The sequence below is a fragment of the Alteromonas sp. BMJM2 genome (assembly GCF_027257845.1).
In the GTDB taxonomy this organism is placed as follows: Bacteria; Pseudomonadota; Gammaproteobacteria; order Enterobacterales; family Alteromonadaceae; genus Alteromonas.
Genome location: NZ_JAPVOT010000035.1, coordinates 1 through 15,768, shown reverse-complemented (window position 1 = coordinate 15,768; position 15,768 = coordinate 1). Strand labels below are relative to the sequence as shown.

At 44.6% G+C, this 15,768-nt stretch carries 17 protein-coding genes; 4 read left to right on the top strand and 13 right to left on the bottom strand.

Features of this window, described 5'->3' with window-relative positions:
* The coding region (locus O9X84_RS19130) for an IS3 family transposase (RefSeq protein ID WP_256770813.1) at positions 1 to 96 on the top strand (96 nt) is incomplete at its 5' end.
* A 64-nt stretch (positions 97 to 160) separates the two neighbouring features.
* Here O9X84_RS19130 and rho read toward each other — a convergent pair.
* Both rho and trxA read right to left on the bottom strand, forming a co-directional pair.
* Positions 161 to 1,426 (bottom strand): transcription termination factor Rho, encoded by a 1,266-nt coding sequence (rho, locus tag O9X84_RS19125; RefSeq protein ID WP_032095483.1) that lies wholly within the window; start codon positions 1,424 to 1,426, stop codon positions 161 to 163.
* 268 nt (positions 1,427 to 1,694) lie between these two features.
* On the bottom strand, positions 1,695 to 2,021 hold the full coding sequence (trxA, locus tag O9X84_RS19120; RefSeq protein ID WP_032095435.1) for a thioredoxin TrxA: 327 nt from the start codon (positions 2,019 to 2,021) through the stop codon (positions 1,695 to 1,697).
* Between the two features lie 99 nt (positions 2,022 to 2,120).
* On the opposite strand from trxA, the gene rhlB reads away from it, so the two are divergent.
* Positions 2,121 to 3,407 (top strand): ATP-dependent RNA helicase RhlB, encoded by a 1,287-nt coding sequence (gene rhlB / locus O9X84_RS19115; RefSeq protein WP_269521256.1) that lies wholly within the window; start codon positions 2,121 to 2,123, stop codon positions 3,405 to 3,407.
* A gap of 13 nt (positions 3,408 to 3,420) precedes the next feature.
* Positions 3,421 to 4,932 (top strand): Ppx/GppA phosphatase family protein, encoded by a 1,512-nt coding sequence (locus tag O9X84_RS19110; RefSeq protein ID WP_269521257.1) that lies wholly within the window; start codon positions 3,421 to 3,423, stop codon positions 4,930 to 4,932.
* A gap of 123 nt (positions 4,933 to 5,055) precedes the next feature.
* On the opposite strand, the gene hemB is transcribed toward O9X84_RS19110, so the two are convergent.
* Genes hemB through tatA form a run of 7 tightly spaced genes read right to left on the bottom strand, consistent with a single transcriptional unit; the run spans position 5,056 to position 10,630 of the window.
* Positions 5,056 to 6,051, bottom strand: a complete 996-nt coding sequence (hemB, locus tag O9X84_RS19105) for a porphobilinogen synthase (protein WP_269521255.1) — start codon at positions 6,049 to 6,051, stop codon at positions 5,056 to 5,058.
* 2 nt (positions 6,052 to 6,053) lie between these two features.
* On the bottom strand, positions 6,054 to 7,943 hold the full coding sequence (locus O9X84_RS19100; RefSeq protein ID WP_269521254.1) for a sensor domain-containing diguanylate cyclase: 1,890 nt from the start codon (positions 7,941 to 7,943) through the stop codon (positions 6,054 to 6,056).
* 14 nt (positions 7,944 to 7,957) lie between these two features.
* Complete coding sequence (locus O9X84_RS19095; protein ID WP_269521253.1) at positions 7,958 to 8,731, bottom strand: TatD family hydrolase; 774 nt, start codon at positions 8,729 to 8,731, stop codon at positions 7,958 to 7,960.
* Positions 8,732 to 9,292, bottom strand: coding sequence for a hypothetical protein (locus O9X84_RS19090; RefSeq protein WP_269521252.1), 561 nt, complete (start codon positions 9,290 to 9,292; stop codon positions 8,732 to 8,734).
* A 25-nt stretch (positions 9,293 to 9,317) separates the two neighbouring features.
* A complete protein-coding gene (gene tatC / locus O9X84_RS19085; RefSeq protein ID WP_269521251.1) occupies positions 9,318 to 10,091 on the bottom strand; it encodes a twin-arginine translocase subunit TatC in 774 nt (257 codons plus the stop codon).
* A complete protein-coding gene (gene tatB / locus O9X84_RS19080; protein WP_032095443.1) occupies positions 10,092 to 10,391 on the bottom strand; it encodes a Sec-independent protein translocase protein TatB in 300 nt (99 codons plus the stop codon).
* The gene (gene tatA, locus O9X84_RS19075) at positions 10,391 to 10,630 is read right to left on the bottom strand and encodes a Sec-independent protein translocase subunit TatA (RefSeq protein WP_032095444.1); all 240 of its coding nucleotides are present in this window, start codon (positions 10,628 to 10,630) and stop codon (positions 10,391 to 10,393) included. The genes tatB and tatA overlap by 1 nt, the downstream gene beginning before the upstream one ends.
* 183 nt (positions 10,631 to 10,813) lie before the next feature.
* Here tatA and O9X84_RS19070 point away from each other — a divergent pair, with 183 nt between their 5' ends.
* Positions 10,814 to 11,860, top strand: a complete 1,047-nt coding sequence (locus O9X84_RS19070; RefSeq protein WP_269521250.1) for a hypothetical protein — start codon at positions 10,814 to 10,816, stop codon at positions 11,858 to 11,860.
* A 111-nt stretch (positions 11,861 to 11,971) separates the two neighbouring features.
* On the opposite strand, the gene ilvN is transcribed toward O9X84_RS19070, so the two are convergent.
* From ilvN to O9X84_RS19050, 4 genes are all read right to left on the bottom strand, one after another.
* Positions 11,972 to 12,469 (bottom strand): acetolactate synthase small subunit, encoded by a 498-nt coding sequence (gene ilvN / locus O9X84_RS19065; RefSeq protein WP_032095445.1) that lies wholly within the window; start codon positions 12,467 to 12,469, stop codon positions 11,972 to 11,974.
* Positions 12,469 to 14,187, bottom strand: coding sequence for an acetolactate synthase 3 large subunit (locus tag O9X84_RS19060; protein WP_032095485.1), 1,719 nt, complete (start codon positions 14,185 to 14,187; stop codon positions 12,469 to 12,471). The genes ilvN and O9X84_RS19060 overlap by 1 nt, the downstream gene beginning before the upstream one ends.
* 255 nt (positions 14,188 to 14,442) lie before the next feature.
* Entirely contained in the window at positions 14,443 to 14,826 is a 384-nt protein-coding gene (maoP, locus tag O9X84_RS19055) for a DUF413 domain-containing protein (RefSeq protein WP_269521249.1), read from the bottom strand.
* 228 nt (positions 14,827 to 15,054) lie between these two features.
* Complete coding sequence (locus O9X84_RS19050; RefSeq protein WP_269521248.1) at positions 15,055 to 15,516, bottom strand: hotdog fold domain-containing protein; 462 nt, start codon at positions 15,514 to 15,516, stop codon at positions 15,055 to 15,057.
* Between the last annotated feature and the right edge of the window lie 252 nt (positions 15,517 to 15,768).

The window sequence follows — 15,768 nt, the reverse complement described above, 5'->3', positions numbered from 1 at the left end:
GAATACATCGACTATTACAACAACGAACGCATTAAGCTAAAACTAAAAGGCCTGAGTCCGATACAATATCGAAATCAGGCCTTAGTTGCCGCTTAGAAATGAGTCCAACTTTATGGGGTCACTTCATTTATCGGCGCCTTTCTCAACTCATTTACTGGTACTAGCTTCTTTGTCTTCGCATTGCATCGAAGAACTCATCGTTCGTCTTCGTCATAGAGAGCTTACTAATTAAGAACTCCATGGCATCAATTTCTGACATCTCATGTACGATTTTACGAAGGATCCACATTTTCTGTAGTTCATCTTGCTTGGTAAGCAACTCTTCGCGACGTGTGCCAGAGCGATTGAAGTCGATAGCTGGGAATACACGCTTCTCCGCAATTTTGCGGTTAAGGTGAAGCTCCATATTACCCGTGCCTTTAAACTCTTCGTAGATGACTTCGTCCATTTTTGAGCCAGTATCGATGAGCGCAGTAGCGATGATAGTTAAGCTGCCACCTTCTTCAACGTTACGGGCCGCACCAAAGAAACGCTTCGGCTTATGAAGTGCGTTTGCATCTACACCACCGGTAAGTACTTTACCTGATGATGGAATGACGGTGTTGTAGGCTCGAGCAAGACGAGTGATTGAATCGAGAAGAATAACCACATCTTTCTTATGTTCAACTAGACGTTTTGCTTTCTCGATGACCATCTCAGCCACTTGCACGTGGCGGCTTGCTGGCTCGTCAAACGTAGAGGCAACCACTTCACCTTGAACAAGGCGATGCATTTCAGTTACTTCTTCTGGACGTTCGTCGATAAGTAATACCATCAATTCACATTCAGGATGATTGGCAGCAATAGACTGGGCAATATTCTGAAGTAACAAGGTTTTACCAGCTTTAGGCGGCGCGACTATGAGTCCGCGCTGACCACGACCAATAGGTGATGCTAAATCTAATACACGCGCTGTAATATCTTCCGTTGAGCCATTCCCACGTTCCATGCGCAAGCGATCGGCTGCATGCAAAGGAGTCAGGTTTTCAAACAAGATTTTGTTGCGTGAGTTTTCTGGCTTGTCGAAGTTTACTTCGCGGATCTTTAATAGCGCAAAGTAACGCTCACTATCTTTTGGAGGACGAATTTTCCCTGCGATGGTGTCACCCGTGCGCAGATTGAAACGACGGATCTGACTAGGCGATACATAGATATCATCAGGACCTGCAAGGTAAGAAGAATCAGCTGAACGTAAGAAGCCGAAACCGTCCTGTAAAATTTCTAAAACTCCATCTCCGAAGATATCTTCGCCGCTTTTCGCATGCGTCTTCAAAATAGAAAATATGATGTCTTGTTTTCTGGCGCGAGCCATATTTTCAAGGCCCATTTTTTCGGCCATGTTAACCAATTCGCTAATTGGCTTATTCTTTAATTCGGTTAAATTCATACTGGTGGGTCTTTGTGCTTGAACTTCGCTTACAGGACTTTTGGTCACTCTGTTCTCATTTAGATTTGGTATCGCCCGGATTTGGACATATGCAGAATGCTGCTCGGATGAGCGCTGAAGGAAAAGTTAGCACTATATTTAACCAACGTCCAGCGATTTGCTCGTTAAATGTTAATTAAATTGGGCTTACTATCCTAAAGTGTAATACTTCACGCCATAATGAAAAAAGCCGATGTAGAGGATAACTACACCGGCTTTTCTGTATTAATTACAGATTTTCGTTAAGAAATTCTGTTAGCTGGGTTTTTGATAACGCACCCACTTTCGTCGCTGCAACGTTACCATTTTTGAAAAGTAACAACGTTGGGATGCCACGGATACCGTATTTAGGCGGAGTTTCGTTATTTTCATCGACATTCAACTTGCCAACTGTTAACTTGCCATCAAACTCGGTTGCAACTTCTTCCAAGATAGGTGCAATCATTTTACAGGGGCCACACCATTCGGCCCAAAAGTCAACTAGTACAGGACTGTCAGCATTGATAACATCTGCTTCGAATTTATCGTCAGATAACTGGATAATTTTGTCGCTCATTCTTTTCTCCATTGTGGTCTGTTGCTGAATATTCTCAGCTTTACCATAAGTGTTATATAGAAACTGTTTTTTAATGCAAGCACTGATAAGCTATAAGCTATGCCTACTCATTTAACTGAAACTCATTTTTCCGACTTGCCTATCAATAGCAAGGTCGTTGATGCCTTAACGGCAGAGAATTTTTCGCATTGTACACCAATTCAGGCACTTGCACTGCCTCCGTTATTAGAAGGCCTCGATATTGCCGGCCAAGCTCAAACGGGCACGGGAAAAACCATTGCGTTTTTGGTCGCTACATTCCATTACCTGCTAAGCAAAGCAGAAAACTCAAGTAACAGCAAATTAGACGGTCCGCGTGCCATCATTATGGCACCTACCCGGGAACTTGCTGTGCAAATCTATAACGATGCCAAGCTGCTTAGTGAGCACACCGGAATATCGTTAGGATTGATTTATGGGGGCGAAGGTTACCAAAGTCAACGTGAAACCCTAGAAGAAGGGGTGGATATAATTATTGGCACGACAGGACGCATACTGGACTACTATAAACAGGATGTATTCTCGCTGAACAATATTCAGGTTGCCGTGCTTGATGAGGCCGATCGCATGTTCGATTTAGGCTTTATCAAAGATATCCGCTTTTTGTTCCGTCGTATGCCACCTGCAAACGAAAGACTGAGCATGCTGTTTTCAGCCACGTTAAGTTATCGCGTACAGGAACTGGCCTATGAACACATGAACAATCCGACTCATGTGCAAGTTGCGCCTGAACAAACGACCGCTAGTCGTGTAAGCCAAGAACTATTTTACCCGTCTGATGACGATAAAATGTTACTGCTTCTTACCCTCTTAGAAGAAGAGTGGCCAGAAAAGGCCATTGTGTTTGCCAATACCAAGCACAGCTGCGAAAAGGTCACAGATTGGCTAACCGCAGATGGACACCGCGTTGGCCTGCTAAGCGGTGATGTTCCGCAAAAGAAACGTCTTGGTATTTTAGAAGACTTTACCAAGGGCGCATTAGACATATTAGTTGCCACCGACGTGGCGGCTCGTGGTTTACATATTGATGCAGTAACGCACGTATTTAACTACGACTTGCCTGACGATGCCGAAGATTATGTGCACCGTATTGGCCGTACCGGTCGAGCGGGAAGAAGCGGCATTGCGATAAGCTTTGCGTGCGAGAAATATGCGCTAAACTTACCGGCAATTGAAAAGTATATTCACGCGACTATTCCGGTTACCGACTACGACAGAACTGCATTATTAGACGAGGTAACGCCTCCTAAGCCACGCAGAAAGCGTGTGCCTAATAATCGAAACTCTTCTCGTAGAGGCAATGGCAGAGGGCGCGGCAAGCCTCAGCAACGAAATACAAGTAACTAAAGCACGAGACACTATGCAGGCAGAACTTCAGCACGATGCCCAAACCTACGGCGAGTATTATGCCGCCGTTGACCTAGGCTCTAATAGTTTTCACATGGTGATTGTCCATGTAGTAAATGGAAGCGTTCAAATTATTGGAAAAATTAAGCAAAAGGTGCGTTTAGCAGCCGGGCTTGATGAACAATTATTGCTTGATGACACAAGCATGGAGCGCGGTTGGAAATGCCTGCAAGTGTTCTCTGAAAGACTACAAGATATTCCCCCTTCCAATATCAAGGTGGTAGCAACCGCCACACTGCGTCTTGCCACCAATGCACATGTTTTTGTGCGCAAAGCCGAAGAGATCCTCAATCACAAGCTGAATGTTATCAGCGGTGAGGAAGAAGCTCGGCAAATATATCTTGGCGTAGCCTATACATCAGCCAATCAAGGCAACAGCCTTGTCATTGATATTGGTGGTGCTAGCACAGAAATCATTATTGGTAATGATATGCAGCCCATCCATCTAAAAAGCTTAGACATGGGCTGTGTTACCTTTATGGAACGTTATTTCCAAGGTGGGCTAATAACTGATGAGAATTTTGATAAAGCGAAAAAAGCAGCGCACACACTCATTAGTGAAGTGTCTAACGCCTTTTTATGCTTTGACTGGGAAAACTGTTTAGGTGCATCAGGTACACCCCAAGCGATAACTGAAATATTGGTTGCTCAAGGGATCAGTGATGCTATTCGATTAGACTATCTGTACCACCTGCAAAAACAATGTGTTGAATGTAGTTCTATCGACCAACTCAATATTGAAGGGTTAGAGGAAAACAGAAAGGCGATATTCCCATCAGGACTTGCCATTCTGATTAGCCTATTTGAAGCTCTCGATATCAAGCACATGAACATATCTGGTGGCGCCCTACGAGAGGGCCTAATCTATGGTATGTTAGACAATGTTACCGATAACGACCGCCGCCGGCAGACGCTAAACCAAGCCAAACAGCGCTACCATATCGACACCGCCCATGCTGCTACGGTAAAACAAGTGGCTTTGTCACTGTGCTATCAGCTATGCGGCCAACAAAATATTTGTCACCTTGATACAGAAACAATCTTAGGCGCTGCGGCCGAGTTACACGAAATTGGCCTGCATATTGAGTACAAGCGCCACCATGAACACGGTGCCTATATACTCAGTTATATCGATTTGCCTGGATTTACTCGCCTTCAGCGCTCAGCAATTAGAGAGCTAGTCTCTCAGCATCGGTTAAATGTTGCCAGTGATATATTTGATAATTATCACCAAGATTATCGCCCTATGCTTAAAGGGTTACTTCGGGTTTTACGCATTGCCGTGGTGCTGTGTTTACGCAGACAAAACAAACATATACCCGATGTAAAGCTGCTGTGTGAAGAAGACAAATGGACACTTACTTTTCCGGAAGGTTGGTTGAAATCTCATCCTTTGATTAACGCCGAGTTAGCCAATGAATGCTGGCTGCAGCATAAAGCAGGTTGTGAGTTGGTGTGTGTGTGACCTGCCTTCTTTAAGATGGAACACCACACACAAAAGAGCCGCTTTCAAGCGGCTCTTTTTGTTTACACTTGTGCCCAATGTTGGAACATGAGCTGTTTACATTTACAGTAAAATTGTTAACCCCTACTTTTGCAACAGCTCTGCAGCTTTAGGGGCAAAATAAGTCAAAATACCATCGGCGCCAGCACGCTTAAACGCCAATAGGGACTCGAGCACTACCTCATCCTCGTTTAACCAACCATTTGCAAAGGCTGCTTGGTGCATGGCGTACTCGCCGCTTACCTGATAAGCAAACGTAGGCACTTTACATTCATCTTTACAGCGACGGACGATATCCAGATATGGCATGCCCGGTTTCACCATTACCATATCGGCCCCCTCTTCGATATCTAGGGCAATTTCATGAATGGCTTCGTCAGAGTTTGCAGGGTCCATTTGATAGGTTTTCTTATTGCCGCCCTTAATATTGGCAGCTGAGCCGACGGCATCTCTAAATGGCCCGTAGTAAGACGACGCATACTTAGCTGAGTACGCCATAATACAGGTATTGACAAAACTATTGCTTTCCAAGGCGTTGCGAATTTGCCCTATTCGCCCGTCCATCATGTCTGATGGTGCCACAATATCAGCGCCAGCTTCGGCATGAGATAAAGCCTGCTTTACCAGTACTTCCACCGTTTCATCGTTTACCACATACCCATCGCTATTAATGAGGCCATCTTGGCCGTGAGACGTAAAAGGGTCGAGAGCAACATCTGACATGAGCATAACGTCTGGATACGCTTTTTTAATCGCCCGGAGTGCCGTTTGCGTTAAACCATCAGGATTAAAGGCTTCTTTTGCACAGTCTGTTTTTAACGCCATCGGCGTGACGGGAAAAAGCGCAAATGTGCGAATACCCAGCGCAACCCACTTTTTCATTTCTCTCAAAAGTAGATCAAGAGACAGGCGCTCTACGCCAGGCATGGAAGGTACTGCTTCTCTTGTGTCTTGCCCAGGTAAAACGAATACGGGATAAATTAAATCATCTACACAAAGTGCGTTCTCAGCAACAAGTCCACGCAGAGCATCTTTAGCTCGAAGTCTACGCATTCGGCGATTTGGGAAAGAAGTGGTCATAGTTAGTCCTGCATTTGTTGAGATATTACTTTGTTCCGCCCACTCTGTTTTGCCTCGTACAATAACGAGTCAGCGAGCCTGAATAAGTGTTGAGCCTGATCTTCATCATGTATGGTAGCAGTTGCTACGCCTGCACTAGCGCTAAGGTTTATTTCATGCCCCTCGTAACTCAATGGTTCAGATGCCAATGCTGTTAATAGGCTTTCGGCGATAAACTTACCACCCTCAATATCAGTATTAGGCAATATAACGGCAAACTCTTCACCCCCAATTCGACATAAATCATCACTGGGTCGATGAATATGATTTTGAAAGAGCCGAGTCATATATTTTAGGCATTCATCTCCAGCAGCATGGCCGAATGTGTCGTTAATTTGCTTGAAGTGATCAATATCAAGAATAATCAGTGATAAGGGTATTTGCTCTCTTCGACTGCGTCTTCCTTGTGCGCGCAAGCTTTTATCGAAGTGACGTCTATTGTGCGCGCCGGTAAGAGGGTCTACAGCATTCAGCCGCTCGAGCTCCTGATTCACCTCTGATAGCTCTCGCAAAGTTATCTCTAGCTCTAAGGTACGCTCTTCAACTTTATACTCTAAGTCTTCTTGATGACGTTGTTGCATGGTTAACAAGTGTTCTTTGGCAATATTAGCCTGCTTCTCTTGCTCTAATGCGAATTGCTTTGCATTTATCAACGTATCTCTGCTGTGGCTGAAATTAATAGCCAAGATTAACGCCAGAATAAGTGTTTCGACGGCTCCACCTATAATGAGTAACGTATTAGACGTTAATGGCAAGTGGAATAGGTTTAAATTGTCAAAACTTGCCGCTAAGGCGCTTATCAGTAAAAAGCCCCAAGCAATAGTAAAGTATCGAGCAATCACCTCGCCTTTTGTGGCCATCCACGCACCTAGTAGTAAGGTAAAGGAGACAATAACACTTAATGCCACCAAGAAAATTTTGATCATTATTGAATAGGGCAAAAATACGCTGGCAACAATACTGGCCCCACATACCCAACTGATACCGTGCATTATTTTATCGAGAAGAATACTGTATTTCTTTATGGGTAGCAGACTGCGGGTAAACATACTCCCAAACATAATGGTAGCACTGGCAAAGATAACCGCGGCTTTGCCTTGAAACCAAGGGCTACCGCTCCAAAAGTAGGTAAAGCCGTAACCTTGGAGTGTGGCAATAGTAAGTGCTAAGCAAAAGACGTAGCCAGAGTAGAGAAAAAATGACTTACTCCCTGTAGTGACAGTGAGAAATAAATTGCTTATTCCCATCGCAATCAGTATTCCAAAGAAGACACCTAGTGCAGCATTTCGATTGGCGGTGAACTGAATGAACTCACTTTCTTTCCAAATACGAATGGGTAATCGGATGGTTCCCGACGTTTTTACTTTAATAAAAACCTGCTGTGAAAACTGGCTAGACGGCAACGGAAAAAGTGGCTTTACGTGCTTAAACGGACGGTTTTCTGCCGTTTGTGTATCTCCAGCAGAGTAAGTAACAAGGGGCGCCGAACTAATATTCTCAAATATGCCTACGTCGAGTTCATCTAATAAGGCATAGTCGATATGCAGCAAATATTTGCTATCTGGGCTTTGAGTGGGTTCGATGACCATTGAAACCCATACTGTTTTGCTACTCATTCCTAAGTTTATAGGCGATGTCGTGGGTGTCCATTGATTGTCAGGCACTTGGTCGACATTTTCGAAATTAAGCTCGTCAGATAACGAAAAACGATATTTTAACTGTGAGTAGTGAGGGGGTTGTGACGAATTAGGGGATAAATTTAAAAACAGCGAAATAAAAAGCACAACAGCCACAATAGCGGTGACTAACAAGCCCACATCGTAGTTTCGCAGATTCCCTTTATGTATTTGCATTGCAGTTTTACTCACTAAAGGGAAAACAGAGAGCAGCTATTTTCATAACTGTATTTGCTTAGCTGCTCTTCGGATATGGCTAACATCTCGCTAACTTGCTCTACAATATGTGGCAAAAAGGCTGGCTCGTTATTTCGCTTTCTCGGTCTTAGCGTTTTAGGAAACAGATAGGGAGCGTCAGTTTCAAAAATAAGCTTGTCTTTAGGGATGTTTTTCACCGCTTCTCTTAGCGCTTCACCGCGCTTTTCATCACACACCCACCCCGTAATTCCAATATACAAGCCAAGAGATAAATACGCATTTACTTGCTCGACTGAGCCAGTGAAGCAATGGGCGATGCCGCTTGGCAATTGAGGAATATATTGAGTTAATAGTGTTATCTGAGGCTCAAACGCATCGCGCTCATGTAGGTACACTGGCTTTTGCAGTTTAACTGCAATAGCAAGCTGAGCCTCAAACACCGCTAACTGAGTTTCTTGTGCAGAAAAGTTGCGGTTAAAGTCTAAGCCGCACTCGCCTATGGCTACACAGCCTTCACGCTGTGCGAGCATCTCAAGTTGAAGAAGTGACTGGTCCGTGACGTCTTTAGCATAATGCGGATGCACGCCTATGGTGTAACACAAAATATCGGGAAACTTGAGATATAGCTGGTAAGCAGGCTCCCACTCATCAGGGTGAGTGGTAATTACACATAACTTCTCAACCCCTGCCTCAGAGGCACGTTGAATGACTTCGCTGGCGTCGAAGCGTCTGTCTAGCAGATTGACACCAGCATCAAATAGAGTCATTTACTTAAGTCGTTTTACTTTTAAACGCTTATTTATACCATCAACGCCTAAAAAGAATGCGCCAAACAGGCCCTTTTCGATAGTAACGCCCTGCCCTGTTTCTAATTTCAAATAGGTATTGTCTACTTGCTGCCACTGTGAGCCGTCGTTAAAGGTAATGACTTGCTTTCCGCGGGCTCCGTTAGACAATTCAGCAATCGTTAATGCCACTTCAGATACTTCATCAGCTGGAGTGCGCTTCTTATCTAAGCCGAAAGACGCTTCCGGGTCTTGCTCTTCCATTTGTTGAGGCGCAGCAGCAACGGTAGGACGAACCGCAGGTACTTTGCTAACGGCTGGCTTTGGAGTTGCTCGAGGAATAGCCGGCACGTCGCTTATCTGCATATCAACGTCGTCGTACTGGCTTATAGATTTTGCCATACGGTCATAACACATTAGGCGCTTTAAGCTATTTTCAGTGCCGCGACATTTTTCGATTGCTTTGCTAATACTTTCAGCCTGCACTGAAAATGTGCCTAACGCTGCTAGCAGTGAGATCAAAGTAATGGCTCGTGATTTCATTTTTATCCCTTTTGTTATTAATGAATTAAACGTCGTCTGAAATTTTGTTTTCTGCTTCGTCTTGCTCGGGTTCATCTGCGTTCTTGGCCTTTCCAGCGTATAGCCCGCCTATGATCACGCCCACTTCAAATAGAAACCACATAGGGATTGCCAATAAAGTTTGCGAGATAATGTCTGGCGGGGTAAGCAGCATGCCGACAACAAACGCACCAACCACCACAAATGGACGTTTAGCACGTAATGATTTAGCGTCTGTAACACCTGTCCAACACAATAGAATAATAGCGATGGGTATTTCAAAGGACACGCCAAAAGCGAAAAACAGCTTTAATACGAAATTGAGGTAACTCGATATGTCGGTGCTTACCGTAACGCCCTCAGGGGCCACACTCGTGAAAAAGGCAAAGGCAATGGGGAAAACCACAAAATACGCAAATGCCATACCCGCATAAAAAAGTAATGTGCTTGATAGCAGCAGTGGCGCCACCAAACGCTTTTCATTGCGATAAAGACCTGGCGCCACGAAGCCCCACACTTGATAAAGCACGTAAGGAATGGCGATAAAAAAGGATAGCACCAAGGTAAGTTTAAACGGCGCGAAAAACGGTGAGGCAACGTCAGTGGCAATCATTGTGGCATTTTCTGGCATTGCATTTAAAAGCGGCATAGCCAAAAGCTGATACAAATCTTGCGCAAACGCAGCCAAGCACAGGAAAACCACCAGCACGCTCAATAGCGCCTTTAGAATTCTGCTGCGTAATTCAATTAAATGAGATAGTAAGTTGTTAGCGTCAGACATCTACTGCTTTTTATAGGGTTCTTGAACCGACTCAGCCGCTTTTTTCAACTCATCAACACTTTGTTCAAGTTCTGGTGAGAGATCTTTAAGCCCCTGCTGTTCCGCTTTCTTAAGATTTTCATGCAATTCGTGCACGCGCAACTGATGCTCAACTTCTTGCTTAAAGCCAGTTGCCATATTACGCACGCCGCGAATAGTATTAATAGTAGAACGCATGGCACCGGGCAACCGTTCTGGACCTAACACTAGCAGGGCCAGAACGCCAATGACCAATAACTCCCAAAAGCCAATATCAAACATTAGGACTTATCTTTAACGTCGCTTTCTGTTTTTGTGGATACTGAGTCAGTCGAGCGCTGCTCTTCAACCTGTTTTTTTTGGTCGAAGTCTGCATCTTTATCGTCTTCAGTGATTTCTTTTTTGAAACCTTTGATGGCACTACCTAAGTCGGTGCCGATACCTTTAAGGCGTTTTGTACCAAAAAGTAACACAACAATAACCAGTATTATCAGCAACTGCCAAATACTAATTCCACCCATAAAATTTATCTCCCCAACGTCAATGGCACCAGTATGCCACCGCGAGCCGTTCCTTTCACCTGAATATTTATCTTATCGAATAATCATTGACGTTTTGTACTTCCCGTTTCATTCTTTGTATTACCAAGGATTGCTAATTTTAAGCACCTATCATCACGATTGCTAACAAGGGGTTAGTCATTAATGACCTGTGCGGTAACTGTGTTATGTCACCTAATGCTTGTCAACTTTTCGCCGCTACAAACAAACATAGAGACGGCCAAACGTGATGTAGATGCGGTCAGTAACCATGAGCAATCACAAAGCAGCGCCAACTTGCAAACTCATCAGTCCAATGAGCCCAACAATGTTCATGAACATCATTTTGATGAGCAGTGGTTTGATATTTGGCAGCGCAGTTTTACTGACTCCATGGATTTTACTGTAAAGCAGTTTGATGGTTGGTTTCACAGTAGCGACTCGGGTGCAAAACAGCTCGGTGAACAAGCCCGTGCAGAGGGGCGTATTCAGCTTGCGTGGGAACCGCGAAGCGGAGACTTCGCCGATACAGATTTACGTTTTAGGATCCGCGTAAAGCTTCCGGCTCTTGAAGAGCGCGTTGACCTGTTGTTAAGTGATAATGAAGACGAAACCCAAGACTCATCGATTCGAGCCGCCAGAGATACCTCCAATAACAATCGCGACCAGACCACCATTGCCCTGCGCTTTCGCCCAGATCAGAATTCACACTACTCTTTTAGAGTGGGAGCCGGACGACGTGACCAGCTATATACTCGAGCAAGGTATCGGGATGCCCTAGCCTTTAACAATAAATGGGCCATGCTGTACGACGCTGAGCTGTATTACTTTACCCGAGACAGACTTGGCGCAGAGATAGGCGCAGCCTTTCAATACGATATAAGCCCACAGCATCTGATAAGACAAAACAATCGCTTTTTCTATCGCGATGAAACCAACGACTGGTTTTGGCGACATGAAATTCAGCACCTTTACTCTATAAACAGTCACAACGCCTTAATTCCTCACTTTATGGTAGAAGGACTCAGTCAGCCAAATTATCGCGTAGAGGAGGTGTATGGAGGATTGAGATGGCGCTCTAACAGGATTAGAGACTGGTTGTATTTCGATGTAGAGCCCTTCGTGCTGTTACTTCGCGAAGAAAACTTTTCAGCGTCTTTAGGTGTGGCCCTTAGAGTAGAAGCTTACTACGGCGGCAACTCAGGCAATTAATGAGGTCGGACTTTTTTGATTGGCAAACAAAAAGGCCAGTCTTTATCAACTGGCCTTCTTTCTTTTATCGTTTCTGTGCTGCCGGTAATTAGCAGCGAGAGCCGATGAATACTAAGGACGAAGTGCTCTATCACCTCGTGCTAAACCGCACACGCCGGTTCTAGAAGATTCAATCACCTCAGCGCATTGCCCCATTGTAGCGGCAAACGCGTCGAGCTTGTCGGTAGTACCAGTAATCTCAATGGTGTAGTTGTTGGCATTCACATCGAGAATGCGGCCACGAAATATATCCGAGTTTCGCTTTACTTCCGCGCGCACTGACTCTGTGCGAGTAGCAACCTTGATTAACATCAGCTCACGTTCAATGTGCGTATTTTCCGTTAAATCGGCCACTTTAAGCACGTCGATAAGCTTATTCACCTGCTTGGTGATCTGTTCTATTACCTTATCATCCCCGTGGGTGATAATCGTTAAGCGAGACAAGCTGGAATCGTCTGTAGGCGCTACACATAACGAATCAACGTTATATCCACGCTGTGAGAAGACACCAACAATACGTGATAGTGCGCCAGGGGCGTTTTCCATTAATACTGAAATAATGCGTTTCATCAGGTTCGCTCCGTCTTGCTCAAGCGCATGTCATCCATGGCGCCGTACTTAATTTGCATTGGATATACGTGTTCGTTTTGATCGATGGCAATGTCCATAAATACAAGTCTATCTGTATAGCTAAAGCATTTTTCCATCGCTGCATCTAGGTCTTCTAACTTGTCGACCTTAATACCAACATGCCCATAGGCCTCAGCAAGCTTAACGAAGTCAGGCATAGAATCCATGTAGGAATGCGAGTGGCGACCTTTATAAATCATGTCTTGCCATTGGCGAACCATTCCAAGGGCACGGTTGTTCAACGAAATAATCTTAATAGGTAGGTTGTACTGCAAGCACGTAGACAACTCTTGAATATTCATTTGAATACTACCGTCACCTGTGACTACAACCGATGTGGCTTTAGGGTGAGCAAACTGAACGCCCATGGCCGCTGGCAAGCCAAAGCCCATGGTGCCAAGGCCACCTGAATTTATCCACTGACGAGGTTTGTCGTATTGATAGTACAGAGCCGCAAACATTTGATGTTGGCCAACATCTGAACTCACAAACGCTTTTCCATCGGTATGTTTGTACAAGGTCTCGATAACGCGCTGAGGCTTTATGACTTCCTCGCCTTGCTCGTAATTTAAACACGTCTTTGCACGCCATGTTGCAATTTGTTCCCACCAATCGGCAAGCTTCTCTGGCTGATGTGATAAGTCTTTCTTATCTACTTGGCTAAGAATTTGATCTAATACTTTATCTACCGAGCCCACTACAGGAATGTGTGCGTTTACGGTTTTTGAGATTGACGCTGGGTCAATATCTACATGAATAATGTCTGCATGGGGACAGAACTTGTCCACATTGTTTGTCACGCGGTCATCAAATCGCGCGCCTAATGCAATAATACAATCAGCATTGTGCATCGACTTGTTGGCTTCAAGGGTGCCATGCATGCCCAGCATACCGATAAACTGCTTGTGCGTACCAGGCATTGCACCTAAACCCATAAGCGTACAGGTTACAGGGGCATTTAGCTTTTCCGCCAATTCAATCACTTTGCTTGATGCATCGCATGCTACTGCACCGCCGCCAACATAAAGTATAGGGCGCTCGGCCTTAAGTAGTGACTCTACCGCTTTTTTAACCTGCTTTGGGTGGCCTTTTTCGGTGGGGTTATATGAACGCATAGTGACATCGCTTGGGAATACATAAGGATGTTCATCTGCAACACTCACCAAGTCTTTTGGTAAATCAACCACAACAGGGCCAGGACGGCCAGTGTTTGCAATATAATAAGCCTTAGCAATCGCCTCTGGGATGTCCACTGAACGCTTTACAAGAAAACTGTGCTTAACGATAGGGCGCGAGCACCCGACCATATCAGTTTCTTGGAATGCGTCTTCACCAATGTGCATAGACGGCACTTGCCCTGACAGCACAACCATAGGGATTGAATCCATATAGGCTGTGGCTATACCGGTGATCGTGTTTGTTGCCCCTGGACCTGAGGTGACGAGAACGGTGCCGGTTTTGCCAGTTGAACGTGCATACCCATCCGCCATATGTGCGGCTGCCTGTTCATGACGCACGAGGACATGTTTGACATCTTCTTGCGCATATAACGCATCGTAAATGTCTAGTACGGCTCCACCTGGGTAGCCGAACACATGAGTCACTCCTACATCTTTTAGCGCTTCAACCACCATGGCTGCGCCCGACATCATTTTCACTGTTGTATCTCCCATAAAAGGTTGTGTATTGTCAGCTTTCGTTGACCATGTCCGGACTATATCGAAGCTATTAGGAAGATAAAACACCAAATTGAGGAAAAGTGAGATATATATCCCAATAATGAAGATTATTAGGATGAATATTTCGAATGAAGCTAGCTGGCAACGTAAATTAGGATAAAGTTTTACATTAATTTAACAACCTATAGGACAACTCGTTTTTTAGGCACTGATGTAAAGTAAAGCCGCACATCCCTAATCTGATATATCTACATCGAGGTCGCTATTATCACTAATTGTTGAATCGCTATCATCATCAGAATCTTCAATAATTGGCTTTTGAGAGCCGTAAATACTCGCTGTTTTTGGACGATTGATGCGACGTTGGTACTTTAACCACACCCGCTCTTGAGGCGTTGCTGGCTCGCGGTGGCCTAGTGCTGATTCGAGGTAGGATTGTTCTTCATCATTTTCAGGCGTAATGTGGCCATCGACAAGGGCTGCAAATAACCCCCCTGTAGATTGCAGAAGTTTGCTCTCTGAAATAGAGAAATCACCGGAACGGGCAAAGCCATACGGGTAATTTTTTTTATCCACAAACAATTTACCCACTACCTGCTCTTTCGTCATAACCGCCATATTGACCTCGTTCAACACGTGTTAGCTTGGTGGTAGCTGGCATATTTAAAAATGTGCCCAGCTATGCAATTGACTATTAATTCGACACCTATCGATAGGTTTAGTTTGGTTTATGGCGGCTGTCAAACCGAAAATACACGGTAGTAAAAACTTAATATATGAACGTGGTTTGAAGACAGAAAAGGCCGCAAATGCGGCCCTTTAAATTACGATTGAGGAAACGCTTTTTTATCGTTTCTCACTTACCCACACTGTAATAGTTCCATCAACCACTAGTGTGCCCTCTTCATTATATGCTTTTACTGAAATAGGCAGGTTACCGGGCTTCCATGCATCTTCTGGCACTTCGGCAACACAACGTATATCAGAGTCTGCTTTTGCTGGGTACTTCACCTCCATGCCTTTAGGTATCCACCGCAAATGTTTGGGAATAGATGCTTCGCACATAAAACCCATCGCCATTTCAAGCCCGTTACAAATTGCAATAACATGCACCGTGCCGATATGGTTTTGTATTGCTTTGCGCTTTTTTAAAGACACTTCGCAAAAATTGGGTCTAATGTCGGTAATTAAAGGCGATACGGTAGAGAAGTAAGGCGCTCTTCGAGCAGAGTACCAACTGAACAGCTTTTTACCGAAAGGCAGTTTTAGAAATTTATTGTAGGTGTTTAGTACGTAGTTTTTGGACATAGTATTCAGTGTTCCATAGCAACGATATACGCGTATGTTAAAAATTGAGCTGGCATCTTGTAACAGCAAGCACACATCTGGTTAGACCAGTAAGAGTAGCGTTTGATTCGGTTAAAAGCAATGAGACATCGAGTAGGGTGAGGCGTCACCGCCTCATCCCTCTCACAGAACCGTACGTACGGGCCTCGTATACGGCTCCTGCATACTTCATATCGCCATTGTTGGTGACGCAATAAGTAAATTAACTCCTAC